General features: G+C 72.1%; 23 protein-coding genes. 11 read left to right on the top strand and 12 right to left on the bottom strand.

The window, feature by feature from the left end; genetic code table 11:
- Positions 1-4: 4 nt before the first annotated feature.
- Together cpaB and ACZ64A_RS13355 are read right to left on the bottom strand one after the other, a co-directional pair.
- Positions 5-709 (bottom strand): Flp pilus assembly protein CpaB, encoded by a 705-nt coding sequence (gene cpaB / locus ACZ64A_RS13360; protein ID WP_469810270.1) that lies wholly within the window; start codon positions 707-709, stop codon positions 5-7.
- Between the two features lie 59 nt (positions 710-768).
- Complete coding sequence (locus tag ACZ64A_RS13355; protein WP_469810269.1) at positions 769-1,614, bottom strand: hypothetical protein; 846 nt, start codon at positions 1,612-1,614, stop codon at positions 769-771.
- A gap of 261 nt (positions 1,615-1,875) precedes the next feature.
- On the opposite strand from ACZ64A_RS13355, the gene ACZ64A_RS13350 reads away from it, so the two are divergent.
- Positions 1,876-3,576, top strand: coding sequence for a chitinase (locus tag ACZ64A_RS13350; RefSeq protein ID WP_469810268.1), 1,701 nt, complete (start codon positions 1,876-1,878; stop codon positions 3,574-3,576).
- Between the two features lie 59 nt (positions 3,577-3,635).
- Here ACZ64A_RS13350 and ACZ64A_RS13345 read toward each other — a convergent pair whose 3' ends face one another.
- Positions 3,636-4,307: a DUF4097 family beta strand repeat-containing protein gene (locus tag ACZ64A_RS13345; protein ID WP_469810267.1), complete on the bottom strand. Its 672-nt coding sequence runs from the start codon at positions 4,305-4,307 to the stop codon at positions 3,636-3,638.
- 222 nt (positions 4,308-4,529) lie between these two features.
- Between ACZ64A_RS13345 and ACZ64A_RS13340 the strand changes: the two genes are divergently transcribed.
- From ACZ64A_RS13340 to ACZ64A_RS13330, 3 genes are all read left to right on the top strand, one after another.
- A complete protein-coding gene (locus ACZ64A_RS13340; RefSeq protein ID WP_469810266.1) occupies positions 4,530-5,249 on the top strand; it encodes a helix-turn-helix domain-containing protein in 720 nt (239 codons plus the stop codon).
- A 90-nt stretch (positions 5,250-5,339) separates the two neighbouring features.
- Positions 5,340-5,846, top strand: a complete 507-nt coding sequence (locus tag ACZ64A_RS13335) for a SigE family RNA polymerase sigma factor (protein WP_469810265.1) — start codon at positions 5,340-5,342, stop codon at positions 5,844-5,846.
- An 87-nt stretch (positions 5,847-5,933) separates the two neighbouring features.
- On the top strand, positions 5,934-7,196 hold the full coding sequence (locus tag ACZ64A_RS13330; protein WP_469810264.1) for a hypothetical protein: 1,263 nt from the start codon (positions 5,934-5,936) through the stop codon (positions 7,194-7,196).
- A gap of 84 nt (positions 7,197-7,280) precedes the next feature.
- Here the strand turns inward: ACZ64A_RS13330 and ACZ64A_RS13325 are convergent, their stop codons facing one another.
- The 5 genes from ACZ64A_RS13325 to ACZ64A_RS13305 form a co-directional block, all read right to left on the bottom strand.
- Positions 7,281-7,871, bottom strand: a complete 591-nt coding sequence (locus tag ACZ64A_RS13325; protein ID WP_469810262.1) for a hypothetical protein — start codon at positions 7,869-7,871, stop codon at positions 7,281-7,283.
- A 54-nt stretch (positions 7,872-7,925) separates the two neighbouring features.
- Positions 7,926-9,404, bottom strand: coding sequence for a GntP family permease (locus ACZ64A_RS13320; RefSeq protein ID WP_469810261.1), 1,479 nt, complete (start codon positions 9,402-9,404; stop codon positions 7,926-7,928).
- A 184-nt stretch (positions 9,405-9,588) separates the two neighbouring features.
- Complete coding sequence (locus tag ACZ64A_RS13315; RefSeq protein ID WP_399768283.1) at positions 9,589-9,999, bottom strand: RidA family protein; 411 nt, start codon at positions 9,997-9,999, stop codon at positions 9,589-9,591.
- Positions 9,996-10,769 carry an IclR family transcriptional regulator gene (locus tag ACZ64A_RS13310; RefSeq protein WP_469810259.1) on the bottom strand — a complete coding sequence of 258 codons (774 nt, stop codon included), beginning with the start codon at positions 10,767-10,769 and terminating at the stop codon, positions 9,996-9,998. The genes ACZ64A_RS13315 and ACZ64A_RS13310 overlap by 4 nt, the downstream gene beginning before the upstream one ends.
- Entirely contained in the window at positions 10,766-11,818 is a 1,053-nt protein-coding gene (locus tag ACZ64A_RS13305) for a sugar kinase (protein WP_469810258.1), read from the bottom strand. Before ACZ64A_RS13305 ends, ACZ64A_RS13310 begins: the two co-directional genes overlap by 4 nt.
- 130 nt (positions 11,819-11,948) lie before the next feature.
- Here ACZ64A_RS13305 and ACZ64A_RS13300 point away from each other — a divergent pair, with 130 nt between their 5' ends.
- Entirely contained in the window at positions 11,949-13,214 is a 1,266-nt protein-coding gene (locus tag ACZ64A_RS13300; protein WP_469810256.1) for an amino acid deaminase, read from the top strand.
- 10 nt (positions 13,215-13,224) lie between these two features.
- Positions 13,225-14,835 (top strand): N-acyl-D-amino-acid deacylase family protein, encoded by a 1,611-nt coding sequence (locus ACZ64A_RS13295; RefSeq protein WP_469810255.1) that lies wholly within the window; start codon positions 13,225-13,227, stop codon positions 14,833-14,835.
- A gap of 24 nt (positions 14,836-14,859) precedes the next feature.
- Here the strand turns inward: ACZ64A_RS13295 and ACZ64A_RS13290 are convergent, their stop codons facing one another.
- Both ACZ64A_RS13290 and ACZ64A_RS13285 read right to left on the bottom strand, forming a co-directional pair.
- Positions 14,860-15,705: a S1 family peptidase gene (locus ACZ64A_RS13290; protein WP_469810253.1), complete on the bottom strand. Its 846-nt coding sequence runs from the start codon at positions 15,703-15,705 to the stop codon at positions 14,860-14,862.
- 463 nt (positions 15,706-16,168) lie between these two features.
- Positions 16,169-17,041: a hypothetical protein gene (locus ACZ64A_RS13285; protein ID WP_469810252.1), complete on the bottom strand. Its 873-nt coding sequence runs from the start codon at positions 17,039-17,041 to the stop codon at positions 16,169-16,171.
- Between the two features lie 126 nt (positions 17,042-17,167).
- Between ACZ64A_RS13285 and ACZ64A_RS13280 the strand changes: the two genes are divergently transcribed.
- Both ACZ64A_RS13280 and ACZ64A_RS13275 read left to right on the top strand, forming a co-directional pair.
- Positions 17,168-18,379, top strand: a complete 1,212-nt coding sequence (locus tag ACZ64A_RS13280) for a pyridoxal phosphate-dependent aminotransferase (RefSeq protein ID WP_469810250.1) — start codon at positions 17,168-17,170, stop codon at positions 18,377-18,379.
- A gap of 99 nt (positions 18,380-18,478) precedes the next feature.
- Positions 18,479-18,892 (top strand): SCO4983 family protein, encoded by a 414-nt coding sequence (locus ACZ64A_RS13275; protein WP_469810248.1) that lies wholly within the window; start codon positions 18,479-18,481, stop codon positions 18,890-18,892.
- Between the two features lie 450 nt (positions 18,893-19,342).
- Here ACZ64A_RS13275 and ACZ64A_RS13270 read toward each other — a convergent pair whose 3' ends face one another.
- Positions 19,343-21,163, bottom strand: coding sequence for a phosphoenolpyruvate carboxykinase (GTP) (locus tag ACZ64A_RS13270; protein WP_469810247.1), 1,821 nt, complete (start codon positions 21,161-21,163; stop codon positions 19,343-19,345).
- A gap of 291 nt (positions 21,164-21,454) precedes the next feature.
- Here ACZ64A_RS13270 and trhA point away from each other — a divergent pair, with 291 nt between their 5' ends.
- The 3 genes from trhA to ACZ64A_RS13255 all read left to right on the top strand — a co-directional run bounded on the left by trhA (position 21,455) and on the right by ACZ64A_RS13255 (position 23,783).
- Complete coding sequence (trhA, locus tag ACZ64A_RS13265; protein WP_469810246.1) at positions 21,455-22,204, top strand: PAQR family membrane homeostasis protein TrhA; 750 nt, start codon at positions 21,455-21,457, stop codon at positions 22,202-22,204.
- A 79-nt stretch (positions 22,205-22,283) separates the two neighbouring features.
- A complete protein-coding gene (locus tag ACZ64A_RS13260) occupies positions 22,284-22,913 on the top strand; it encodes a TetR/AcrR family transcriptional regulator (RefSeq protein ID WP_469810244.1) in 630 nt (209 codons plus the stop codon).
- Between the two features lie 141 nt (positions 22,914-23,054).
- Positions 23,055-23,783 carry a Mut7-C RNAse domain-containing protein gene (locus tag ACZ64A_RS13255; protein WP_469810242.1) on the top strand — a complete coding sequence of 243 codons (729 nt, stop codon included), beginning with the start codon at positions 23,055-23,057 and terminating at the stop codon, positions 23,781-23,783.
- Here the strand turns inward: ACZ64A_RS13255 and ACZ64A_RS13250 are convergent.
- Positions 23,770-24,951, bottom strand: a complete 1,182-nt coding sequence (locus ACZ64A_RS13250) for a glycosyltransferase (protein ID WP_469810241.1) — start codon at positions 24,949-24,951, stop codon at positions 23,770-23,772. The two genes, ACZ64A_RS13255 and ACZ64A_RS13250, sit on opposite strands and share 14 nt — an antisense overlap.
- Positions 24,952-25,027 lie beyond the last annotated feature (76 nt).

Here is a 25,027-nt window from a genome sequence, read left to right as displayed (position 1 = left end):
CCTCTCACTTGTCCTTGGCGAGTTCGTACGTCCGGGCCTGCGGGGGCACGTTCGCGTCGCCGCCGGGCGCCACCAGGGCGAGGCGGACCCGCTTGGCGAACGACTCGGCGTAGGTGATGCGCTGGGCGTCGAGCGCGGAGAGCGCGAAGGTGATGGGGACGGCCTCGGTGGCGCGGGTGCGCCGGTCGGCGTCGGGTTCGAGGGCGGTCAGCTTGCCGACGTCGAGGACCTTGGCGCCGGTGACGATGACCCGGGACTGGTCCGGGTCGCCCTGCTTCTGTCCTTCGAAGGTGGCGTAGACGTTGACGGACGCGCCGGGGGTGATCTGGCCGGCGACCCCGGTGGCCGCGTCGATCATGATGGCGACCTCCTGCTGCCCGGGCCGCAGGGCCGGCTGGTCGACGATCATGTCGCGCTGCAGCAGGGAGCCCGCGCGCAGGGTGGTGACGGCGATCTTGCCGCGCAGGGCGGACAGGTCGGTGACGGCGGTGTCCGACAGCCACCGCTTCGGCATCCGCACCTGGGTGAACTGGCCGGGGCTGAGCGCGGTGTAGGGCGCCACGTCGCTCTTGACCTCGTACGCGGTGACCTCGGGACCGACCTTGGACTTCACGTCGTCGACGACCGAGAGGACGCCGGCGAACGCGCCGAGGGCGCACAGGACCGACAGGAGCAGGAGGATGACGCCGCGGCGCTGACGGGAGTTCATGGACCGTGCAACCTCATCGGATGGTGGGCGAGGGGGGTGGCGGGGAGGGTCGCACGGGCTCAGCCCGCGGGGACCGGGAGGTCGTGGGCGGGCGGCGGCGCGGCGGAGCAGAAGACGCAGCGGTCCCCGATGACGTGGATGCCGCACCAGTGGCAGGTGCTCTGCCGTACGGAGGTGACGAGCTGGTACAGCACCGACAGGTCGGACAGGTAGGAGCAGAACTCGACGAGTTTGCCGGTGCCCCACCAGGCGGCGGACTCGGCGGGCAGTGGCGTCTCGTGCAGGCCTTGGACGTTCCAGGCGGGGGCGAGGGTGCCGGTGACCCAGTCGGAGGTGAGCTGTCCCTTGGCGTGCACCAGGCGCGTCGCGAACTCCGGGCCCTTCAGGGCGGCCGCGGGCCCCAGCCGGACCAGCTGCGGCTCGGGGTGGGCGAGGACGGCGAACTGACTGCCCGGCAGCCAGGAGCGGGCGTGTGCCTTGAGGTCGACGGGGACGCGGTCGAGGCGGGCGACGGAGCCGAGCAGGGCGCCGGCGTGGAGGTAGTGGGTGAGCAGGCGTCCGGCCGAGGCGAGGACGCCGGGAGCGAGGTCGCAGGAGGCGAGCTGGCGGAGCTGGCGGGCGAGGACGGCGACGCCGAGGGGCGGCAGTTCCGGCCGGAACAGCGCGATCCGGTCGCTTTCGAGCAGGGACCGGACGGTGTGCAGCCGCTGCTCGACGCCGGCCGGGGCGCCGCGTGAGTACACGACGACGACATGTCCGTACTGTTCGACGAGGGCGTGCAGGCTCAGGACCGCCTGCTCCAGCGGCTGCCGGTCGAGGTGCGGCAGGACGGCGGCGGGCAGGGTCCGCTCGTCCTGCGCCGGCAGCGCCAGCTCGGCACTGGTCACGGCGACGGCAGTTGGCACGCGCAGCTCCCCCCTCACGTCCCCGCTCCACACCGGCCGGTCCCACCGGTCACGTGAGCGCACCGGCGTGACTTCACTGCGTGACTACGTGAGCACTGTAACCACGCCTCTGTGACCGGAGAACAGCGTTTGTGGAGCTGAGAGGGAACTGCCGTCGCACAAGTCACGCCAAAACGGGGCAGGTTGCGCGATCAGTCACGCGTTTCACCGATTTGGTCTGGACCTCTTGACAGTCATATTGGTCTGGACCAACTTAAGTCCATGCCCCCACACAACCGATCGGCCCGGCTCTGGTCCGGTGCCGTCACCGCCGCCCTCGCCCTCTGTCTCGCCGGCGCGGGCCAGGCGTCCGCAGCGGACGTCAACAACGTCCAGAACGCCGGTTTCGAGGCCGGACTCGGCAACTGGAGCTGCTCCGCGAACAGCGGGACGACCGTCTCCTCGCCCGCGCACAGCGGTGCGGCCGCGCTGAAGGCCACGCCCGCCGGGCAGGACAACGCCCGGTGCGCCCAGACCGTCGCCGTCAAGCCCAACTCGACGTACAGCCTGAGCGCGTGGGTCCAGGGCGGGTACGCCTACCTGGGCGTGACGGGCACGGGTACGACCGACGTCTCGACCTGGACGCCGGACTCGCCGACGTGGAAGCAGCTGACGACGACGTTCACCACGGGTTCTTCGACGACCTCGGTGACGCTGTATCTGCACGGCTGGTACGGCCAGGCGGCGTACTACGCCGACGACGTGCAGGTGTACGGCCCCGACGGTGGCGGAGGCTCCGGCCCGGCCCCGACCGTTCCCGCCGCCCCGGCCGGCCTGTCCGTCTCCGGTACGACGTCCTCCTCCGTCTCCCTGTCCTGGAACGCCGTGTCGGGCGCGACGAGTTACACCGTCTATCGCGACGGCGCGAAGGCGGCGTCGGTGACGGGCACGTCGGCCACCGTCTCCGGCCTCTCCGCCGCCACGTCGTACTCCTTCCAGGTCACGGCGTCCAACGCGGCCGGTGAGTCGGCGAAGTCGGCGGCCGTGTCCGCGACGACCGCCGGCACCGGTGGCGGCGGAGGCGGAGGCGGTACGGGGCTGCCGAAGCACGCGGTGACGGGGTACTGGCAGAACTTCAACAACGGCGCGACCGTGCAGAAGCTGTCGGACGTGCCCGCCGCCTACGACATCATCGCCGTCGCCTTCGCGGACGCGACGACCACACCGGGCGCCGTGAGCTTCACGCTGGACTCCGCCGGCCTGGGCGGCTACACCGTGGACCAGTTCAAGGCGGACATCCGGGCCAAGCAGGCGGCCGGCAAGAAGGTCATCGTCTCGGTCGGCGGCCAGAACGGCACGGTGTCGATCAGCGACTCCGCCTCCGCGACGAACTTCGCCAACTCCGTGTACGCGCTGATGCAGACGTACGGCTTCGACGGCGTGGACATCGACCTGGAGAACGGACTGAACCCCACCTACATGACGCAGGCGCTGCGGGCGCTCGCGGCGAAGGCCGGGCCGTCCCTGATCCTCACCATGGCCCCGCAGACGATCGACATGCAGTCGACGTCCGCCGGCTACTTCCAGACGGCGCTGAACGTGAAGGACATCCTCACGGTCGTCAACATGCAGTACTACAACAGCGGTTCGATGCTCGGCTGCGACGGCAAGGTCTACAGCCAGGGCACGGTCGACTTCCTCACGGCCCTGGCCTGCATCCAGCTCGAGGGCGGCCTGTCACCCTCCCAGGTGGGCCTCGGTCTCCCGGCCTCCACCCGCGGGGCGGGCAGCGGCTACGTCTCCCCCACCGTGGTGAACAACGCCCTGGACTGCCTGACGAAGCTGACCAACTGCGGCACCTTCAAGCCGTCGAAAACGTACCCCGACCTGCGGGGTGCGATGACCTGGTCGACCAACTGGGACGCGACGGCGGGCAACACGTGGTCGTCGCAGGTGGGCGCGCACGTGCACGCGCTGCCGTAGGTCGCTGCGCGCACGAGCCCCGTCCGCGTCGTCGCGGGCGGGGCTCGGGCGTGCGCCTGTCACAGGCTGCGTGCCGTGATGTCGCCGTACGCCGTGGTGGCGTGGATGTCCACGGTGGCCTCCGCGCCGTCGGTGTTCTTCAGGGCGTTGGTGATCCGGCCGTAGCCCGTGCCGGCGTCCAGGGTGGCGGCGGTGCCGCGGGCGGCGTCGACCGTGATGTCGCCGGACTCCGTGCGCAGGGTGACCGTGCCGCGTACGGCCTCGGCGATACGGATGCCTCCCTTCTGGACGGCGATCTCCGCCGGGCCGTTCAGCCGGCCGATCGAGACGTCGCCGGCGGCGACGGCGAGGCGGGCGCTCGCGGCCTCGTCGAGCTTGACCGGGCCCTGCGCGCCCTCGAAGACGACCTCGCCGAGCCGTCCGACGCCCCGGAAGTCGGCGGCGGCTGCCGTGGCCTCGACCCGGGAGCCGGCGGGCAGCCGGACCGTCACCTCGACGTTCCCGGACGGGCCGAGGATCCGGTTCTGCGCCGGGGAGGCCGCGATCCGCAGCACTCCGTCGCCGTATTCGACGGTGGTGCCCTCCGCCGCCTTCACGTCGCGGCTCTTCGCGGCGTTCGCGGGGAGCACCTCGACCACCGTGTCGGTCCGGTCGGCGGCGATGAACTGGATGCGTCCGGCAGGGATGTCGAGGACGACCGAGACCGGGGCGGGGGTGTCGAACTTCTGCATCGTGCTCTCCTTGGACTCGCTGTTTCCGATGATGGAAACGCTACGTTGCGTTCAGGATTTCGGCAACGGATTCAGTGCCAGCTTCCCGGGTTTATGCAGGTCACTGTGGTCATTTCGTTGCAACGGTTCTGACAAGAATGCAACGGACCGTCAGATTCCGTTGCAATGAGATGGTGGTGAACGCTACGCTGGGCCCCTCACCGGAGCACGAAGGAGGCCGCGATGCCGGGAGGCAGGCTCACCCAGCAGGAACGGCAGCGGATCGCGTTGGGGCTGGCCGACGGTCTCGCCTACGCGGAGATCGCCCGCCGCCTCGACCGCCCGACCTCGACGGTCACCCGCGAGGTGATGCGCAACGGCGGACCCACCGCCTACCGCGCCGACCTGGCCCACCGCGCGACCGAGCAGCGCGCGCACCGGCGCAGGCAGACGCCGCCCCGTGCGCCGCAGGCGCCTGCCGTGACCCACGGCCGCGACGCCGGGGCCGTACGCGCGTACGAGGAGATGTTCACGGCGCTCCTCATGTCCCAGGGCCTGCCCAGGATGATGGCCCGCGTGCTGACCTGCCTCTACACCACCGACGCCGGCAGCCTCACCGCCTCCGAACTCGCCCGCGGCCTCCAGGTCAGCCCGGCGTCCGTGTCGAAGGCGGTCGCGTTCCTCGAGGAGCAGGGCCTCGTCCGCCGCGAGCGCCGGGAGGGCCGCCGCGAGCGTTACGTCGTCGACGACGACGTCTTCTACCAGTCGATGATGGCCAGCGCCCGCGGCACCGCCCAGCTCGCCGACACCGCCCGCCAGGGCGTCGGCATCCTCGGCCGGGGCACTCCCGCGGCCACGCGACTGGAGAACATCGCCCGCTTCGTCGAGTTCGTCTCCGAGGCCATCGCCCGCGCCGCGGAGCAGGCCCGCGAGGTTCTCCACACGAAACCGGAAACGGGGTGAAACATTTCCGTCCCCCACCGCATCGATGAGGTGGAGGCGCCGGCACGGCACACGCCTCGTCACGAGTGACGCCAGGACCAGGGGGAGCAGATGAGACAGGCCCGCGCCGAGGAGTACGCGGAGTTCGCGGCGGTACGGGCCGGTCATCTGTACCGGTCCGCGTGTCTGTTCACCGCCGGGGACACCCACCTCGCCGAGGACCTGGTCCAGGAGACGCTCGGGCGGATCTACGTGCGCTGGGGACGCGTCAGCCGCGCCGACAACCCGGCCGCCTACGCCCAGACCGTGCTCACCCGGGCCTTCCTCGCCCATCAGCGGCGGCGCAGCAGCGGGGAACGGGTGACGGCCGTGCTGCCGGAGACGCCGTACGCCGCGGGCGACACGCCGTTGCGGCTGACGCTGCTCGACGCGCTCGCGCGGCTGCCCGCCAAGGACCGTGCCGTCGTCGTCCTGCGCTACTGGGAGGACCGGTCCGTCCAGGAGACCGCCGCGGCGCTGGGCGCCAGTTCGGCGTCCGTGCGGACCCGGTGTGTGCGGGCGCTGGCCCGGCTGCGGGAGCTGCTGGGCGAGGACATCGGCGCGTACGCGCGGCCCTGAGCGGGCCGCTGCCTTCTCCCCTCTCCACTCCCTTCCCCTTCCCCTTCCCCTTCCTCCCTCCTACCTCGCGGAAACGGTGGTTCTGCCATGCCCTTCGACCAGCACAGCGATCCGCACAGCGACCCCTTCGAAGACCAGCTCTCCGCCGCCCTGCACCAGGCCGGCGGCACCTTCGAGACGGACCGGACCGCCCTCACCGCGGGCGGCGCGCTGCGGGGCCGGCGGCTGCGGCTGCGGCGCCGGGCCGCCGTCGCCGGCGGCGTGGCCGGTGTGGCGCTCGCCGGGGTGGGCGGCGTCCTCCTCGTGCCGTGGGGGCAGGACTCCCCCGCCGCGCCGGCCCTGTCCAGCGTCGCGACCAAGCCGCAGCCCGCGAGGAGCGCGGCGGCCACGGGCGTCACCAAGCAGCAGATGATCGCGACTCTCGAACGACTGCTGCCCAAGGGTCAGTTCAGTGAGGAGAACGGGCGCGGGTCCGAGGAGGGGGCCACGGTGTTCCCCTACGCCTCCGTGGTCTACGACGACGGCAAGGGCGCCGCCGCCCTGTCCGTCAGCATCAACCAGGTGGAGCCGGGCGGGCTGGACGCGCGGCAGGCGGTCCAGTGCCCGGACAAGGTCTACATCCCCTACGACGCCTGCGCGACGAACCACCTCGCGGACGGCTCCGTGATCAGGATCCTGCAGGGGTACGAGTATCCCGACAAGCGGGTGGACACCAAGCTCTGGACCGCCGACCTGGTCACGCCGACCGGGCAGCACGTCTCGGTGATGGAGTGGAACGCCCCCGCCGAGAAGGACGCGGCCGTCAGCCGGGACGAGCCTCCGCTGGACCCGGCCGCGTTGACCCGGCTGGCGTCGGCGAAGGACTGGCGGCCCCTCGTGGACGCCCTCCCGCGCGATCCCCACCGCCCGTCCGCCGACCCCACGGACCCGGGTGCCGAGCTGCACGCCCGCGCCAAGCTGCTCGCCCTGCTGCCCAAGAAGCTGAAGGTCGTCGGCAAGAGCAGTGAGGACGGCGACTTCGCCTACGTCGTCGTGGACGACGGCAAGGGCAGGAGCCTGGTGCAGGTCAACGTGCAGCCGAACATGAACGACGTGCGCGGTGACCTCTTCGGCTCCGGCGACGAGACGCTGCCCGACGGCACCCGGGTCGCCGTGCACCAGGGGCCCGGGGAGAAGGGTGGCGAGGGCGTCGTGATGTGGACCGTCGACACCCTGCGCACGGACGGCTTCCGGATCGTCATCAGCGCCTTCAACTCCGGCTCCCAGCACGACGCGGCCACCCGCGCCACCCCGGCGCTGACCATCCGGCAGCTCAGGGAGATCGCCCTCAGCCCGAGCTGGCGCGGCTGAGCACGGACGGTGGCCGGAAGAACTCCGACCACGGCTGGTCCCGGACCTGCTTGACGCACAGGACCGGGAACAGCCGCCCCGGCGTCACTCCTGCGGGGTCTGCGCCTCGCCGTCGCCCTCTTCGAAGTACGCGTCGAGGACCGCGTCCAGTTCCGCCTCCCATGTCGCGAAGTCGGCGCGGGACGCGGCCTCGATCTCGATCGGGTACCAGCGGCGTTCGGGCGTGTGCACGGTGACCGTGAACCGCTTGCCGAAGCGGGCCGTCTCCGTCTCCACCGCGCCGATCTCGTCCCAACGGAACTCGCACGCCTGGTCGTCGAGGGAGAGCCGTACGCCCTGGTGGTCGGCGACGATCCGCGCGCGGCGGTCGGCGGCCTCGAAGACGGGCCCGTCGACCGGCTCGTCCGCTTCGGCCGCCGCCGGCTTGTCCGCGTCGGCCGCCGCCGGCCCGGCCGCGTCCTCGGCCGTCCCCCGTTCCGCCGCGTCCTCCGAGTCCTCCGCCGTCTCCGGTTCGGCCGGTGTGTCCCTCTCCGGCACGACGTCCTCCGCTTCCCCCGGCTTGGGCGCGGTGATCCCGGGGACGAAGGCGGGGTCGAACCCGGCGCCCGTCACGGGCTCGGCTTTCAGGGCCTCGGCCTTCAGGGGCCGGCTGCTGTCACCTATGCGCTGCTCCACAGCGCAGCAGTATGGTCGACGTTCCTGTGTCGCACACAGCCAGCCCCTGCATCGTTATACGAAGAGGCTGACGCCGGCGGCCACCGCGAACCCGGCGAGCGACAGCACCGATTCGAGCACCGTCCACGACTTCAGCGTGTCCCGCTCGCTGATGCCGAAGTACTTGGCGACCATCCAGAAGCCGCCGTCGTTGACGTGCGAGGCGAAGATGGACCCGGCCGAGATCGCCATGATGACCAGGGCCACGAACGCCTGGCTGTGGTGGCCGACGGACACCAGCGGGGCGACGATGCCCGCCGTGGTCACGATCGCGACCGTCGCCGAGCCCTGGGCGACCCGCAGCACGAGCGAGATCAGGTACGACAGGACGATCACCGGCAGGCCCACGCCGTGGAAGGTGTCCGACAGCGCCTGGGCGACCCCGCTGGCCTTCAGCACGGCGCCGAAGACACCGCCCGCGCCGACGACGAGCAGGATGTTGCCGACCGGCTTCAGCGAGGCCGTCGAGACGGTCTCCAGGGACTTGCGGGACCAGCCGCGGCGGACGCCGAGCAGGTAGTACGCGAGGAGCAGAGCGATCGTCAGGGCGACGAAGGGGTGGCCGAAGAACTCGATCACCGAGCGGCCCGTGGAGGGGTCCAGGGCGATCGAGGAGAAGGTGGCGGCGAGGATCAGCACCAGCGGCGTGCCGATGATGCCGAGGACCGTGCCGAGCGGAACCGGGGCCTCGCGCGGCTCGACGCCCTGCCCGCGCTGTTCGGCGAGCACGGCCGCCTTGGCCTCCTCGGCCGCCTCCACCATGTCCTGCGGCACGGGGACGAAGAGGCGGTGGCCGATCCAGGCGGCGTACGCCCAGGCGGCGAGGACCGCCGGGATGCCGCAGACGACGCCCATGAGGATGATCCAGCCGAGGTCGACGTGCAGCAGTCCGGCCGCGGCCACCGGGCCGGGGTGCGGCGGCAGGAAGGCGTGGGTCATCGACAGGCCGGCGAGCAGCGGCAGGCAGTACAGCAGGATCGACTTGCCGGACCGTTTGGCGGCGGCGTAGACGATCGGGGCCAGGACGAAGATGCCGACGTCGAAGAAGACCGGGATGCCGAAGATCAGGCCGGTCAGGCCCATGGCGAGCGGGGCGCGGCGTTCGCCGAACAGGCCCAGCAGGCGCGAGGCGAGGACCTCGGCGCCGCCGCTGACCTCGAGGACGGCGCCCAGCATGGTGCCCAGGCCGATGATGATCGCGACATGGCCGAGGATGCCGCCCATGCCGGACTCGATGGTGGAGACGGCGTCGGAGCGCTGGACCGTGCCGAAGAGTTCGGTGACGGACAGTCCGGCGAGCAGGCCGACGGCTATGGAGACGGCGAGCAGGGCGACGAAGGGCTGGAGTCTGACCTTGATGATCAGGAAGAGCAGCAGGGCGATGCCCACGGCGGCGACCGTGAGAAGCCCGGTGGTGCCGCCGATCAGGAGGAGTAGGCCGCCGGTGTGGGGTGGTGTCGCGGCGGGGGCGGAGGCGGCGAGCGAGAGGGACATGCGGGCTGGTCCTCTACGGGGCGGGGGCGGGGGACGGGGTAAGTGCATGCTGCTTTCGGGCAGGGGGCATCGCGGCGCGGCGCCCGAGGGGGCGCCGTACCGTGTGCGGACGTGCGGGAGGTGAGGGGGCGTCAGCGCGCCCTGGGAGACAGCCGGGGTCGGTGCCTCAGCCGGGAAAGGCGCCTCAGCCGAGGACGGCGAGCGCGTCGATCTCGATGAGGAGCCCGGCGGGCAGGCCGACGTAGACCGTGGTGCGCGCGGCGGGCGGCTGGGTGAGGCCCTGCTCCTCGAAGTAGGCGTTGTAGATCTCGTTCATCTCGGCGAAGTGGTCCACGTCGGTCAGGTAGACGCGGATCATCATCACGTCGTCCCAGCTCGCGCCGCCCTCTTCGAGGATCGCCTTGACGTTGGCGAGGGTCTGCAGGGTCTGCTCGCGCAGGGTCGGGCCGGCCGGGGTGGGGGCCTTGCCCTCCTCGGCCGGCAGGAAGCCCACCTGGCCGGCGACCTGGAGGATGTTCCCCTTCCTCACGCCGTGCGAGAACTTCGCGGGCGGGGTGGTGTGGGTCTTGGGGGTGAGCGCGGTCTTGTCGGTCATGCGGGGTCCTTCGTGGGGTCCGTCACGGGCGTTCTTCCGGAGTACTCGCCGCTGATGGCGTCCGCGGTACGGCGCACCAGCGGGAGCAGGGTGAGGAGTTCGTCGGCGGTGACGACGACGTTCGGCGCGGACACCGACATCGCGGCGACCACCCGGCCGTCGGCGCCGCGCAGGGGCGCGGCGACGCAGTTGATGGACTCCTCGTGGCCGCCGAGGTCGGTGGCCCAGCCCTGTTCGCGCACCTTGGCCAGTTCCTTGAGGAACGCGTCGGCGTTCGGTGTCGAACGGGCCGTGTACAGGGGGTAGTCGAGCTTCTCGGCGATCGCGCGGCGCTCGTGCTCGGGCAGGTCGGCGAGGAGCAGCTTGGCGACGGCGGCCACCGTGATGGCGACGGGCTTGCCGATCCGCGAGTACATGCGCACCGGGTAGCGGCTGTCCACCTTGTCGATGTAGAGGACCTCGCCCTCCTCGTACACGGCGAGGTGGACGGTGTGTCCGCAGACCTCGTTCAGGCGGGCGAGGTGGGGGTGGGCGATCTCGCGGATGTCGAGGTTCTCCATCGCCTCCTGGGCGAGGGCGAAGAGGCGGGCGCCGAGCCGGTAGCGCTGGTCGGACTGGCGGTAGACGAGGCCGTGCTCGTGCAGGGTGCGCAGCAGGCGCAGGGCGGTCGACTTGTGGACGCCGAGGCGGTCGGCGACCTGTCCGAGGTCGGCGGGGCCCTCGGCGAGCAGCGGCAGGATGCTCAGGGCGCGGTCGACGGTCTGGCTCATGGGGCGGGTACCTCCTCTTCGGCCTGCTCGGCTTGCGTCCAGCCGGGGCCGAGTCGAAGTGTCCCCCATGTCCGCTCGTCGACGGCGGCGAGCCGGTCGGCGTGTGCGCGGGCGGGGGGTGCGGTGAGGTCGCCGGGGGTGGTGAGGGCGGCGGCGGCCCAGAGGTGGGCGGTGCGCAGCCGCGTGGCGAGGGGCAGGTCGCGCAGAGTGGCGTGCAGGAAGCCGGCGGCGAAGGCGTCACCGGCGCCGGTGGTGGCCACGACGTCGACGCGGAGGGCCGGGACGGAGACGGGGGGCGCCTGGGGCGAGAACGCCGTGGCGCCCCGCTCGCCCTGCTTCACCACCAGCGTCGCCGGTTCGGGCAGCAGGGCGCGGATGGCCTCGGGGCCGCCTGTGACGCCCCAGGCCGCCTCCGCCTCGTCCTCCCCCACGAACACCACGTCCGCCCCGCGGGCCGACTCCAGCAGCAGGTCGGGGCTGTCGGTGGTGCTCCACAGTCCGGGCCGGTGGTTGACGTCGAACGACACCAGGGGCCGGCCGGCGCCCGGCGCGGTGAGGGCGCGCAGCAGGCCCCGGCAGTCGTCCGAGAGTGCCGCCGTGATCCCCGACAGGTGCAGCACCCGGCAGGAGCGGGCCGCCGTCAGGTCGACCGTGGCGACGGACATCGCCGAGGCCGCCGAGCCGGCCCGGTAGTACGCGACCTCGTGGGCGTCCGTGCCGCGCTCCCCGGCGGTGCGGAAGTACACGCCGGTGGGGCGGTCCGGGTCCCGCTGGACGGAGGTGACGTCGACGCCGTAGGAGCCGATCGCCCTCACCAGGTGGTCGCCGAAGCCGTCCGCGCCGACCCGGCTGATCCACCGCACGGGGTGTCCCGCGGCGGCCAGCATGCAGGCGAGGTTGGATTCGGCGCCGCCGATGGCGCGGTCGAAGGAGGGGACGTCGGCGAGGCGGCCGGGCCGGGTGGGCAGGAACGTGACCATGGACTCGCCGAGCGCGACGACGTCGACCGCGTCGACGTCGGGGGCATGGCGGGGTGCGGTCCTGGTCACGATGGTCGTAGCTCCTCGGTCAGGGGGCCCGCCGTCGTTGACCCCGCGTCGGCCGAGATGTTAGACAGCGGTAAGCGACATACGCAATGAGCGTTGCAGAGCCTGCAACGCACCTGATCAGGGAGGTCCCATGAGTAGCGACGCTCTCGCCCGCCTGGCCGACGACCGGGTCGACCACCGCTTCAAGGGCCTCCCGCCGGACGCGGACGGCCTGACCGTCGGCGAGCTGGCCGCCGAGCGCCGCAACCTGTTCACGGACGGGTTCGCCACACCCGTGCTCGCGCTGTCCGCCGAGCGGCTGGAGCACAACCTGAGGCTGATGGAGACGTACGCGGCCCGACACGGCCTCGCCTTCGCACCGCACGGCAAGACCTCCATGGCGCCGCAGCTGTTCCAGCGGCAGATCGAGCACGGCGCCTGGGGCATCACGCTCGCCGTGCCGCACCAGGTCCGGGTGGCGCGGGCCTTCGGGATCCGGCGGGTGTTCCTCGCCAACGAGCTGGTCGACCCGGCCGCCCTGCGCTGGATCGCGGCCGAGCAGGACGCCGACCCGGACTTCCGCGTGATCTGTTACGTCGACTCCGTGCGCGGGGTGGAACTCATGGACACGGCGCTGGCGGGCGCGACCCGTCCGCTGGACGTCGTCGTGGAGCTGGCAGCCGGCGACGGGGCGCGCACCGGTGTGCGGACGGAGGCCGAGTGCGCGGCCGTCGCGGACGCGGTGGCGGCCGTGCGGACGCTGCGGCTGGTCGGGGTCGCCGGGTACGAGGGCGAGGTACCGCGGGCGAGCCATGAGCGGGTGACGGCGTGGCTGCGGCGGCTGGTGGCGCTGGCCGCCGGGTTCGACAAGGCGGGGCGGTTCGCGGGGCTGGACGAGATCGTGGTCAGCGCGGGCGGCAGCGCCTGGTTCGACGCCGTCGCCGAGGTGTTCGCCGAGGTCCCCGGCCTGTCGGCGCCGGTGCTGAGGCTGCTGCGCTCCGGCGCGTACGTCTCGCACGACGACGGCCACTACCGCCGCCTCACCCCGTTCAACCGGGTGCCCGAGGAGGGCGCGCTGGAGCCGGCGTTCCGGCTGTGGGCGCAGGTCGTCTCCCGCCCCACGCCCGAGCAGGCGTTCCTCAACGCGGGCAAGCGGGACGCCGCCTACGACCTGGACCTGCCCGTGGCCCAGGTGGTACGCCGAAACGGTGACGAACGCCCGGCGACCGGGATCGAGGTGACGGGCCTGTCCGACCAGCACGCCTGGCTGCGTACCGCCCCGGAGGCGGAGCTGGCGGTCGGGGACTGGGTGGGCCTCGGGCTCTCGCACCCGTGCACGTCGTTCGACAAGTGGCCGCTGATCCCGGTGGCCGAGGCGGACGGCACGGTCGTCGACTACATCCGCACGTTCTTCTAGGGAGGCCGGCGTGGAAGACCTCGTCATCCGGGACGCGGACGTCGTCGACGGCTCCGGCGCCGACTCCTACCGCGCCGACGTCGTCGTCGACGACGGCCGGATCGTGTCCATCGTCAAGGAGGCGGCGGCCGCCGGGTGCCAGCGTCCGCAGGCCATGCGCGAGCTGGACGCGGAGGGGCTGGTCCTGGCCCCCGGCTTCATCGACATGCACGCCCACAGCGACCTGGCGCTGCTGCGCGACCCCGATCACAGCGCGAAGGCCGCGCAGGGCATGACGCTGGAGGTCCTCGGGCAGGACGGGCTGTCGTACGCGCCGGTCGACGACCGCACCCTCGGCGAGGTCCGCCGGGCCATCGCCGGCTGGAACGGCCCCGGCGACGACATCGACTTCGACTGGCGCTCGGTCGGCGAGTACCTGGACCGGCTGGACCGCGGCATCGCCGTCAACGCCGCCTATCTGATCCCGCAGGGCACCGTGCGGGCGCTGGTCGTCGGCTGGGAGGACCGTGAGGCGACGCCGCGGGAGCTGGACCGCATGCGGCAACTGGTCGCCGAGGGGCTGGAGCAGGGCGCGGTCGGGCTGTCGTCGGGCCTGACGTACACGCCGGGCATGTACGCCAAGGACGCCGAGCTGACCGAGCTGTGCCGGGTGGTGGCGCGTTACGGCGGCTACTACTGCCCGCACCACCGCTCCTACGGCGCGGGCGCGCTGGAGGCGTACGCGGAGATGGTGGAGCTGACGCGGGAGGCGGGCTGCGCGTTGCACCTCGCGCACGCCACCATGAACTTCGGCGTGAACGAGGGGCGCGCGCCGCGGCTGCTGGCGCTGCTGGACGACGCGCTGGCCGCGGGCGCCGACATCACGCTGGACACCTACCCGTACACCCCCGGCTCGACCACGCTCGCCGCGCTGCTGCCGAGCTGGGCGGGCGAGGGCGGCCCGGAGGCGGCCCTGAAGCGGCTCGCGGACGACGACACGGCCGAGCGGATCCGCCGCCATCTGGAGATGGAGGGCTCCGACGGCTGCCACGGGGTGCCGGTGGAGTGGGAGACGATCGAGATCTCCGGAGTCGGCGACCCGTCACTCGCGGCGTACGTCGGCCACACGGTCGGCGCGGTGGCCGCCCGGCGCGGCGAGGAACCGTGGACGGTGGCCCGCCGGCTGCTGACGGCCGACCGGCTCGGCACGACGATCCTCCAGCACGTCGGCCACGAGGAGAACGTACGGGCGATCATGCGCCACCGCGTCCACACCGGCGGCTCGGACGGCATCCTCCAGGGCACCAAGCCGCATCCGCGGGCCTACGGCACGTTCCCGCACTATCTCGGCCACTACGTGCGGGAGTTGGGCGTGCTGTCGCTGGAGGAGTGCGTCGCGCATCTCACCGGCCGGCCGGCGGCCAGACTGCGCCTGCCGGACCGGGGTCTGGTCCGCGAGGGCCACCGCGCCGACCTGGTCCTCTTCGACCCGGCGACGGTGGCGGCGGGCTCGACCTACGCCGAGCCGCGCCGGCTGCCGACGGGCATCCCGTACGTGCTGGTCGACGGCCGTTTCGTGATCGAGGACGGGCGGCGTACGGACGTGCTGGCGGGGCGGGCGGTGCGCAGGACCGCGCGCTGAGCGCACCGGCCCGCCCCGCGCGGGTCACGGCTTGGGCAGGACGCAGCCGCTGCGGCCGAGGTCCAGCTTGTTGCCGGCGCCGAAGCAGGCGGGGATCTGGTACGTCTCCTCGGCGTAGTTGATGCCCTGGCGGACGGTGACGTTGCCGTTCTGGTCGACCTCGCACGGGTTGTTCTCCGTGCAGCGCTGGCCGTCCTCGTTGCCGGTGTTGTTGACGGCGACGACCTTGCCGGTGGTGGCGTCGATCACGGGCGAGCCGGACGTGCCGCCGATGGTGTTGCAGGAGGAGGTGTAACGGACCGAGTCCTTCCAGGTCCAGTCGCCCTCCTTCAGGCGGTACACGAACCCGTCGATGTTGCAGGAGTACGTCCGCTTCCAGTACCCGGAGACGACCTTGATGGCGGTGCCGGCGACCGGGTGGGTGTCCTGGACGGTGAGCGCGTTGATGCCGTAGGTGCTCTTGATCTGCGCGTAGGTGCGGGTGAGCTGATAGATCGTCACGTCGGTGTCGGTCATCGTGGAGTACGCGACCTTGCTCGCGCGCAGCGTGCCGACGCCCCTGCCGGAGGAGTTCAGCAGGGTGAAGGAGCGCGACGAGGGCTGGTCGACGATGACCTCGCCGGGCGCCGGGAAGCCGGTCTCCAGGCAGTGGCCGTTGCTCATCACGAGCGCCGGGTCGGTGTCCTGGGAGGCCGGGAAACGGATGACGGAGCCGGAACAGTTGCTGAGCGCGACGGCGCCGGCGAAGTCGACGGCCTTCAGCGTCGGGGCAGGCGCGGGGGCGCTGCGCGTGGGAGCGGCGATCGCGGGTGCCGCGCCGGCTGCGGTGACGGTCAGCGCGAACAGCGCGGCGACGAGAGGCTTTCTCATGTGGGGGTCCCCTCTTACGACGGGGGCGACCGGAGTTCTTCCGGTCGCCCACTTGATTGTCATGCGCATTGTGATCGCCGTGGTGTGGGGGGTACAAGGTGCGGGTTTGAGCCATAGGGGTTTCCCTGCGTGGCCCTGCGGGGCTTGACCGGAGGGCTACGGAGGGGACGGGTTCTGTCGTGTGCCGGGTGCGGGGGGTTGGGTGGCCGGTCGCGCAGTTCCCCGCGCCCCTTGGGGAGTTGGCGTGGACGTCGGCGCGCGGGGGCGGGTTCTGTCGTCTGTCGGGTGCGGGGGGTTGGGGGGCCGGTCGCGCAGTTCCCCGCGCCCCTTGGGGAGTTGGCGTGGACGACGGCGCGTGGGGGCGGGTTCTGTCGTGTGCCGGGTGCGGGGGGTTGGGGGGCCGGTCGCGCAGTTCCCCGCGCCCCTTGGGGAGTTGGCGTGACCGTCGGCGCGTGGAGGCTGGCTACCTCGGGTGTTTGGGGCCGCCGGGGCCGTGGCCGGGTTTGCCTGGGGGGAGGCTGGTGGGTGACGTCGTGGGGGTAGGAGACGCCGAGGACGGGGTGGGGGTGGGCGTGGGCGTCGGGGACTGCGTCGGGGTCGGCGAGCCGGTTCTGCTCGGGCTGGTCACCGGGGCCTTCGAGGTCGGCGACTCGGCTGTCGGGGTGCTCGTGGTGCCGGCCGGCGCCGGAGCCTGGGGAGCCGCGTCCGTCGCCTCGGCCGCCGCAGTCGGGGCGGCCCCAGCGGTGCCGCCGGAGTCGTCGGCTCGGTCCGGGGAGCCGTCGGTCGCGGTCGGGGCGGGGTCCTGGCGGCTCTCGGTGCCCTCGGAGGGCGAGCCCGAGAAGGAGAACGCGGCGAGGAGCGCCGCGGCGGACACGGCGGTGACCGCGCCGACGGCGATCACCGCCCGGCGCCGGCCTCCCCGGTGGCGCTGCGCCCGGCGGGCGGCGGCGCGGGTGCCCGTGCGGCCGTTGCGGGCGGCGGCCTCCGGTCCGTCGCCGGTCGAGGCCGTCCGCCCGGCATCCCGTCCCTCGTCGTCATCCGCCCACGCGGGCTCCTGGCCCCCGTCGGCGCCGTAGGACCCACCGGCGCCGTACGCGTCGGCGCCGTACTCGTCGGTGCCGTACGCGGGCGCGGCGTGGTTCCCGGCTGTGGGGGTGGGCCATGGCACCGCCGGGAGGGGGGCCGTCGCGTCGTACTCGTTCTGCCAGCCGTGGGCGGTGGCCGGGTCCGCGTACTGGTCGTACGCGGGGGTGGGGGCGGCGTTCGGGTGATACACGTTCGGCGGCCCCTGCGGCGCGTCGTGCGCCCCGCTTCCGTACTGACCCTGGCTGGACATGGGCGCGAATTCTAGGGACGCAAGAGGCCTCTGGGACAGTCGGCGGCGATAACCGGTCAAACCGCCCCGTCTCACGTGGCGGAAAACACCGCCCATGGCGCGTTATGCGGCCGTAAGCTCCTTGACATGCAGGTGATCCAGTCGACCAAGCTCGCCAACGTCTGTTACGAGATCCGGGGCCCGGTTCTCGAGGAGGCCATGCGGCTTGAGGCGGCGGGTCACCGCATCCTCAAGCTGAACACCGGCAACCCGGCCGCCTTCGGCTTCGAGTGCCCGCCGGAGATCCTCGAGGACATCCTCCGCAACGTCTCCACCGCCCACGGGTACGGGGACGCCAAGGGGCTCCTGGCGGCCCGCCGCGCCGTCGTCATGCACAACCAGACCCTCGGCATCGAGACGGACGTCGAGCACGTCTTCATCGGCAACGGCGTCTCCGAGCTGATCGTCATGGCGATGCAGGGACTGCTCGACGACGGTGACGAGGTGCTCGTCCCCGCGCCGGACTACCCGCTGTGGACCGCCGCCGTGTCCCTGTCCGGCGGTACCGCCGTGCACTACCGCTGCGACGAGCAGTCCGACTGGATGCCGGACCTCGCCGACGTCGAGCGCAAGGTCACCGACCGCACCAAGGCGATCGTCATCATCAACCCCAACAACCCCACAGGCGCCGTCTACGACGAGGCCGTGATCAAGGGGCTGACGGACATCGCCCGCCGGCACAACCTGCTGGTCTGCTCCGACGAGATCTACGACAAGATCCTCTACGACGGCGCCACGCACACCCCGACCGCCGCGGTCGCCCCCGACCTGCTGACCCTCACCTTCAACGGCATGTCGAAGGCGTACCGGGTGGCCGGCTACCGGGTCGGCTGGATGTCGATCTCCGGGCCGCGCGCCCACGCCGACTCCTACATCGAGGGCCTGACGATCCTCGCGAACATGCGGCTGTGCGCGAACATGCCGGGTCAGCACGGTGTGGTGGCCGCGCTCAGCGGACGGCAGACGATCAACGACCTGGTGCTGCCGGGCGGCCGACTGAAGGAGCAGGTCGACACCGCGTACGAACTGCTGACCCAGATCCCGGGCGTGACGTGCGTACGGCCGAAGGGGGCGCTGTATCTCTTCCCTCGGCTCGACCCCAAGGTCTTCAAGATCAAGGACGACCGGCGGATGGTCCTCGACCTGCTGCGCAGCGAGAAGATCATGGTGGTGCAGGGCACCGGCTTCAACTGGCCGGAACCCGACCACTTCCGTGTGGTGACCCTGCCGTCGGTGACCGATCTGCGGGACGCGGTGGGCCGTATCGGACGCTTCCTGGACGGGTACGGCCAGCACTGACGTCACCCTCGGTGTGCACAGTGTCCGCTTTTGTGAACGACTCAACTTTAGACAGAATCTAAGCTAGGATGGCTTCCCGAAGCACTCGGGAGGCCATCCATGTACGAACCGATCCGCACCAAGTCGGTCCACCGGACGATGGCCGGCACGTCCTCGGACTATCCCCACCGCTCCCGCGAGGAGGAGCTGGAGTTCCAGCTCGCGGGCCATCTCGCCGCGCTGCTCGCCGTCACGGACGAGCTGCGGGCGCTGACGCCGTCGACCGAGCTGGACGCCGCCGGCGAGCGGCTCGCGGAGCAGGTGGCCCGGCTGCGCGGAAGCGGCGCGCCGCTGCGTGCCGCGGGCGCGGGCGCCGCTGACGCGCGGTCCCTGCACGAGCGGGCGCACACCCTCGCCGGACGTGCGCTGGTCGTCGCCGCGTCGCGGGCCGACACGGCCGCGGCGATCCTGGCCGCCCAGCAGATGGACCTGCACGCCGCGGCACTGGAGCCGCGCGAGCTGGCGTCCCGCTGAGCCCTCCGGGGGCTCCCCTGATCGGCCCCGGTCCGCGTGCCCTGCAGCGACGCGCGGACCGGGAGCCACATCACTGCGTTCGCTTTCGCCGGGTCCCTCGCCGCGGGGGCTGATGATCTCTCGCGGGTGCGGGTCCGTCGTGGCTCGTCGTGCAGTTCCCCGCGTCCCTGTCGGCGTCGGGCCGGGCCGGGGTGGCGCGGCGTGCGATTCCTTGCGCGCCCCCTGGCGGCGTTGCCGGGGACGGAGCTCGGGGCGCCTGTGTCCCGGTGTCTCGAAAACAGCGAGGGCCTGCCGTCTTCGCCGTCGTCGGGGCGGACGGGGCGGTGACGGCAGGCCCGGGGCCGCGCACGCCGTTGTGCGCTGCCTCGCCGGTGTGCTCCGCGGCCGGCCGTGACGATGTAGCTGGTCAGGGCACAGTCGGTTCAGCCGGCCGCGGGGTCTTCAAAGGGCTCAGCCCAGGCGCTCGACCAGAGCGCGGTACTGGTCCCACAGCTCCTTCGGGGTGTGGTCGCCGAAGGTGTTCAGGTGCTCGGGGACCAGGGCGGCCTCCTCGCGCCAGACCTCCTTGTCGACGGTGAGCAGGAAGTCCAGGTCCTTGTCGGCCAGCTCCAGGCCGTCCGTGTCCAGGGCGCCCTTCGCCGGCAGGACACCGATCGGCGTCTCGACGCCCTCGGCCTTGCCGTCCAGGCGCTCCACGATCCACTTCAGGACGCGGGAGTTCTCGCCGAAGCCGGGCCAGACGAACTTGCCCTCGTCGTTCTTGCGGAACCAGTTGACGTAGTAGATCTTCGGCAGCTTGGACTGGTCCTTGTCCTTGGCCACGTCGACCCAGTGGGCCATGTAGTCGCCCATGTTGTAGCCGCAGAACGGCAGCATCGCGAACGGGTCGCGGCGCAGCTCGCCGACCTTGCCCTCGGCGGCGGCGGTCTTCTCGGAGGCCACGTTGGCGCCGAGGAAGACGCCGTGGTTCCAGTCGAAGGACTCCGTCACCAGCGGTACGGCGCTGGCGCGGCGGCCGCCGAAGAGGATCGCGGAGATCGGCACGCCCTTGGGGTCCTCCCACTCGGGCGCGATGATCGGGCACTGCGAGGCCGGCACGGTGAAGCGGGCGTTGGGGTGGGCGGCGGGCTCCGCGGACCCGGGGGTCCAGTCGCGGCCCTTCCAGTCGGTGAGGTGGGCCGGGGCCTCCTCGGTCATGCCCTCCCACCACACGTCGCCGTCGTCGGTGAGCGCGACGTTGGTGAAGACGGCGTTGCCCCACAGGGTCTTCATCGCGTTGGCGTTGGTGTGCTCACCGGTGCCGGGCGCGACGCCGAAGAAGCCGGCCTCGGGGTTGATCGCGTACAGGCGGCCGTCCTCGCCGAAGCGCATCCAGGCGATGTCGTCGCCGATGGTCTCCACGGTCCAGCCGGAGATCGTGGGCTCCAGCATGGCGAGGTTGGTCTTGCCGCAGGCGCTCGGGAAGGCGGCGGCGACGTACTTGGACTCGCCCTGCGGCGGGGTGAGCTTGAGGATCAGCATGTGCTCGGCGAGCCAGCCCTCGTCGCGGGCCATGACGGAGGCGATGCGCAGGGCGTAGCACTTCTTGCCGAGCAGGGCGTTGCCGCCGTAGCCGGAGCCGTAGGACCAGATCTCGCGGGACTCGGGGAAGTGCGAGATGTACTTGGTGGAGTTGCAGGGCCACGGCACGTCCTCCTGGCCCTCCTCCAGGGGGGCGCCGAGGGTGTGGACGGCCTTGACGAAGAAGCCCTCCGAGCCCAGCTCGTCGAGGACCGGCTGCCCCATGCGGGTCATGGTGCGCATGGAGACGGCGACGTAGGCGGAGTCGGTGATCTCGACGCCGATCGCGGACAGCGGGGAGCCGAGCGGGCCCATGCAGAAGGGGACGACGTACATGGTGCGGCCGCGCATGGAGCCGCGGAACAGGCCCTTGTCACCGCTGAAGATCTCCCGCATCTCGGCGGGGGCCTTCCAGTGGTTGGTGGGGCCGGCGTCCTCCTCCTTCTCGGAGCAGATGAACGTGCGGTCCTCGACGCGCGCGACGTCGGTCGGGTCGGAGGCCGCGTAGTAGGAGTTCGGGCGCTTGATCGGGTCGAGTTTCCTGAAGGTGCCCTTGGCGACCAGCTCCTCGCAGAGGCGGTCGTACTCGGCCTCGGATCCATCACACCAGACGACGTTGTCCGGCTGCGTCAGTTCGGCGATCTCGTTCACCCACGAGATCAGTTCCTGATGGTTGGTGGGAACGCTGGAAGCCGAGTTGTCGCGCGCCACGGTTGCTCCTAAGTGAGGGATTTTGTCCTTGTGGCCCCGTGGGGGCTGCGACCCGGACGCTTCTGTGCTGCTCATCCGGTGCCGACCGCACTCATTTGATCGTATCCGACACGACTGCCCATATGTCCAGGGGGCCTCACAGGTGAGCGGCGTGAGGAATGCCACGGTTATCCGGCGGGTTTACGTTCCCTTTGTGTATGTCTTGGCTTAACCTGAAGGATTTTTTGCCGACCACAGTCCCGGGGCCCGCGCTGACACCTGACTTACGGGTGGCTCGGTACCATGCGGCCCATGACTTCGTCCGCCCCCGACGCGCCCTCGGACACGCAGGCCGCCGGCCGCGGTACCGCCGCGCACGCCTCCGTGCCCTCGATGGCCCACCAGCTCGCGCACTCGCTCGCCCAGCCGCTCAAGCCCAAGCTGCGCGGCTGGCTGCACCTCGGCATGTTCCCCGCCGCCCTGGTCTCCGGTCTGGTCCTCACCGCGCTGGCCGACTCCACGCGCGGCCGCATCGCCTGCGGCATCTACTCCCTGACGGCGTGCCTGCTGTTCGGCGTGAGCGCGCTGTACCACCGGGGCAACTGGAGCCCGCGCATGGACGGCATCCTGCGCCGGCTGGACCACGCGAACATCTTCCTGATCATCGCGGGCACCTACACCCCGCTCACCATGCTCCTGCTGCCCGGCGCCAAGGGGCAGTGGCTGCTGTGGGGCATCTGGGCGGCGGCGGCCGCCGGCATAGTCTTCCGCGTCTTCTGGGTCGGTGCGCCACGCTGGCTCTACACCCCCTGCTACATCGCGATGGGCTGGGCCGCCGTCTTCTTCCTGCCGGACTTCATGCACGCGGGCGGCATCGCGGTGCTGGTCCTGGTCGTCGTCGGCGGTCTGCTCTACAGCGCCGGCGGCGTCATCTACGGCATCAAGCGGCCCAACCCGTCACCGCGCTGGTTCGGCTTCCACGAGGTGTTCCACTCCTTCACGCTGGCCGCGTTCATCACCCACTACGTGGGAATCTCGCTGGTGGCGTACCAGCACGGGTGACCTCCGCGCGACGTCCGCCCCCCCGGGGGCCACGGCCGGACGGCCGTGGCCCCCCGTGCGATGTCCGACAATGACGACCATGACGGCCGCACGCACCCCCACCCCTGCCGAGAGCCCGCGTCCGGGCCTGCGCGAGCGGAAGAAGATCAAGACTCGCCGGGCGATCCGCGCCGCCGCCTACGGACTGATCCGCGAGCAGGGCTACGAGGCCACGACGGTCGAGCAGATCGCCGAGCGCGCCGAGGTCTCGCCGTCGACCGTCTCGCGCTACTTCCCGGCGAAGGAGGACATCGTCCTCACCGACGAGTACGACGCGATCCTGCTGGAGGAGCTGCGGGGCCGGCCGCCCGGTGAGCCGCCCATGGAGTCCCTGCGGTCCGTGATCCACACGGCCGTCGGCCGGGGGCTGCGCGAGGAGCCCGAGGTCACCCGGCTGCGGACGGCGCTGATGGCCGAGGTGCCCGCGGTGCGCGCACGGATGATGGAGAACGCCTCCGCCACCGGCCGGCTGCTGTGCCGCGCCCTCGCCGAACGCACCGGCCTCGCCCCGGACGCGCTGGAGGTACGGGTCTTCGCGACGTCCCTGATGGGCGGCCTGATGGAGGCGTCCCTGCACTGGGCCGAGAACGGCTTCCACGCCGACCTCACCACCCTCGTCGACCGCGCGTTCGACGTCCTGGAACACGGACTGCCGGCCCGCACCGCCTGATACCGCCCGATCCGCCGCGCCGCGCTCCCGCACCGCCGGACCCGCGCCGCGCCGCGCTCCCGGGCGCCCGGTCTGCGCATCCGCTCGCCGGACGCGGGAATCCGCAGGAGCCGCCCGGCCCCGCCATGCCATCCTGACCAGGTGAACACAGCCGAGATCCACGTCGAGTTCGCCCCCGAGCTGCATCTGTTCGTCCCGCAGGCACGGCGCCGGGGAGCCGCCGCGGCTTCCGTCGACGGTGTCTCGTCGCTCGGCCATGTCGTGGAGTCGCTCGGCGTGCCGCTCACCGAGGTCGGCGCGCTGGCCGTGGACGGCCGCGAGGTCCCGGTGTCGTACGTCCCCGCGCCGGGCGACCGGGTCACGGTCGGCGCCGTGGAGCGCCCCCAGCAGGTCCCCGGCGCCCCGCTGCGCTTCCTGCTCGACGTGCACCTCGGGACCCTCGCCCGCCGGCTGCGTCTGCTCGGCGTGGACACGGCGTACGAGTCCACCGACATCGGCGACCCGGCGCTCTCCGCCCGCTCCGCCGCCGAGCAGCGGGTGATGCTCAGCCGCGACCGGGGGCTGCTGCGCCGCCGCGAGCTGTGGGCGGGCGCGTTCGTCTACAGCACCCGGCCCGACGACCAGCTCCGCGACGTGCTCGACCGCTTCCGCCCCGAACTGCGGCCCTGGACCCGGTGCACCGCCTGCAACGGCCTGCTGCGCCGGGCCACCAAGGAGGAGGTCGCCGACCAGCTGGAACAGGGCACGCATCGCACGTACGACGTGTTCGCGCAGTGCCGCCAGTGCGGGCGCGCCTACTGGAAGGGCGCGCACCACGAGCAGCTGGAGGCCATCGTGGAGCGCGCCCTGGCGGAGTTCAGCCGCGGCTGACGTCCGCGTCCCCCCGCCCGGAGCGGCGGCGGGGCAGGTACACCAGCGCCTCGGTGCCGACGAACCGCAGGACGAACGTCGTGACCAGCGCGAGCGCGGTCGCGGTCAGCGGGCCCAGGCCGAGGTCCCGCACGAACAGCGCGATGAGCGGGATGCGCAGCACCAGGTCGGCGTTGGCGAGCAGCGCGAACCGGCCGAGCCGGTCCCACCAGCGGCGGTGGGCGCGCCGCTCGCGGAACAGCAGGTGCTCGATGAGCAGGAAGTTCCAGGCCACGCCGAACTGGTTGGCGACGATCTCCGCCGGGAGGTAGTGCACGCCGAGCGCGGTGAGCGCCCACAGTCCGGCCAGGTTGGGCACGAAGCCGCTCGCCCCGATCAGCCCGAAGCCGATCATGCGGGCGAGCGGCGCGTCGGTGCGCAGACCGGCGAGGTGCCGCAGGAAGCGCAGGCCCTCGCGGGCGGTCGACTTGGACTCGCCCGCGAAGCGCTCCTCGAAGACGAACGGCACCTCGGCGACCCGCTCGGGGCGGCTGCGCACGGCGAGTTCGAGGAGGATCTTGTAGCCGAGCGGCTTGAGGACGTCGGCGGTGACGGCGCTGCGGCGGACGGCGAAGAAGCCGCTCATGGGGTCGCTGATGCCGCGCAGCCGGCGCGGGAAGAGCCCTTTGGCGAGCCAGGTCGCGCCGCGCGAGACGGCCACGCGGTAGCCGCCGGCGAGTCCGGCGCGGCTGCCGCCGGCGGTGTAGCGGGAGGCGACGACGAGGGCGGCGCCGGTGCGTTCGCCGGTGGCGACCAGCTCGGGCACCAGGTGCGGCGGGTGCTGGCAGTCGCCGTCCATGACGACGATCCAGTCGGCACCGGCCGCCTTGATCCCTTCCACGACGGCGCCGCCGAGTCCGCCGGCCGCTTCGTCGCGGTGCAGCACGGTCACGGGGAAGGGGCAGTCACGGGCCGCGTCGGCGATCACCTGCGGGGTGTCGTCGGTGGAGTCGTCCACGAAGACGACCTCGCAGGGCAGCCGCGCGGGCACGGACTCGGTGATGCGCCGCAGCAGCCGGCGGATGTTCGCCGACTCGTTGAAGGTCGGTACGACGATGGTGACGGCGCCGGGCTCGGGCAGCTCGGCCGCGCCGAGGTCAGGGGCGGGCACGGTGTACTCGTGGGTCATCGGACGCCTCCCGGGTCGTCGTGAGGAGGAGCGAGCCGTGTTCCGCGCGTACGGCAGCTCGCCCTTGGGCAGGGCG

The organism is Streptomyces sp. NPDC104814 (assembly GCF_055583185.1).
Note: the sequence above shows the minus strand (reverse complement) of the source record. Positions and strands in the feature narration are given on the sequence as shown.

Coding starts and splice junctions, on each gene's coding strand:
- cpaB (WP_469810270.1), bottom strand. CDS start 709: ATGAACTCCCGTCAGCGCCGCGGCGTCATCCTCCTGCTCCTGTCGGTC.
- ACZ64A_RS13350 (WP_469810268.1), top strand. CDS start 1,876: ATGCCCCCACACAACCGATCGGCCCGGCTCTGGTCCGGTGCCGTCACC.
- ACZ64A_RS13345 (WP_469810267.1), bottom strand. CDS start 4,307: ATGCAGAAGTTCGACACCCCCGCCCCGGTCTCGGTCGTCCTCGACATC.
- ACZ64A_RS13340 (WP_469810266.1), top strand. CDS start 4,530: ATGCCGGGAGGCAGGCTCACCCAGCAGGAACGGCAGCGGATCGCGTTG.
- ACZ64A_RS13335 (WP_469810265.1), top strand. CDS start 5,340: ATGAGACAGGCCCGCGCCGAGGAGTACGCGGAGTTCGCGGCGGTACGG.
- ACZ64A_RS13330 (WP_469810264.1), top strand. CDS start 5,934: ATGCCCTTCGACCAGCACAGCGATCCGCACAGCGACCCCTTCGAAGAC.
- ACZ64A_RS13320 (WP_469810261.1), bottom strand. CDS start 9,404: ATGTCCCTCTCGCTCGCCGCCTCCGCCCCCGCCGCGACACCACCCCAC.
- ACZ64A_RS13315 (WP_399768283.1), bottom strand. CDS start 9,999: ATGACCGACAAGACCGCGCTCACCCCCAAGACCCACACCACCCCGCCC.
- ACZ64A_RS13310 (WP_469810259.1), bottom strand. CDS start 10,769: ATGAGCCAGACCGTCGACCGCGCCCTGAGCATCCTGCCGCTGCTCGCC.
- ACZ64A_RS13300 (WP_469810256.1), top strand. CDS start 11,949: ATGAGTAGCGACGCTCTCGCCCGCCTGGCCGACGACCGGGTCGACCAC.
- ACZ64A_RS13290 (WP_469810253.1), bottom strand. CDS start 15,705: ATGAGAAAGCCTCTCGTCGCCGCGCTGTTCGCGCTGACCGTCACCGCA.
- ACZ64A_RS13285 (WP_469810252.1), bottom strand. CDS start 17,041: ATGTCCAGCCAGGGTCAGTACGGAAGCGGGGCGCACGACGCGCCGCAG.
- ACZ64A_RS13280 (WP_469810250.1), top strand. CDS start 17,168: ATGCAGGTGATCCAGTCGACCAAGCTCGCCAACGTCTGTTACGAGATC.
- ACZ64A_RS13275 (WP_469810248.1), top strand. CDS start 18,479: ATGTACGAACCGATCCGCACCAAGTCGGTCCACCGGACGATGGCCGGC.
- trhA (WP_469810246.1), top strand. CDS start 21,455: ATGACTTCGTCCGCCCCCGACGCGCCCTCGGACACGCAGGCCGCCGGC.
- ACZ64A_RS13260 (WP_469810244.1), top strand. CDS start 22,284: ATGACGGCCGCACGCACCCCCACCCCTGCCGAGAGCCCGCGTCCGGGC.
- ACZ64A_RS13250 (WP_469810241.1), bottom strand. CDS start 24,951: ATGACCCACGAGTACACCGTGCCCGCCCCTGACCTCGGCGCGGCCGAG.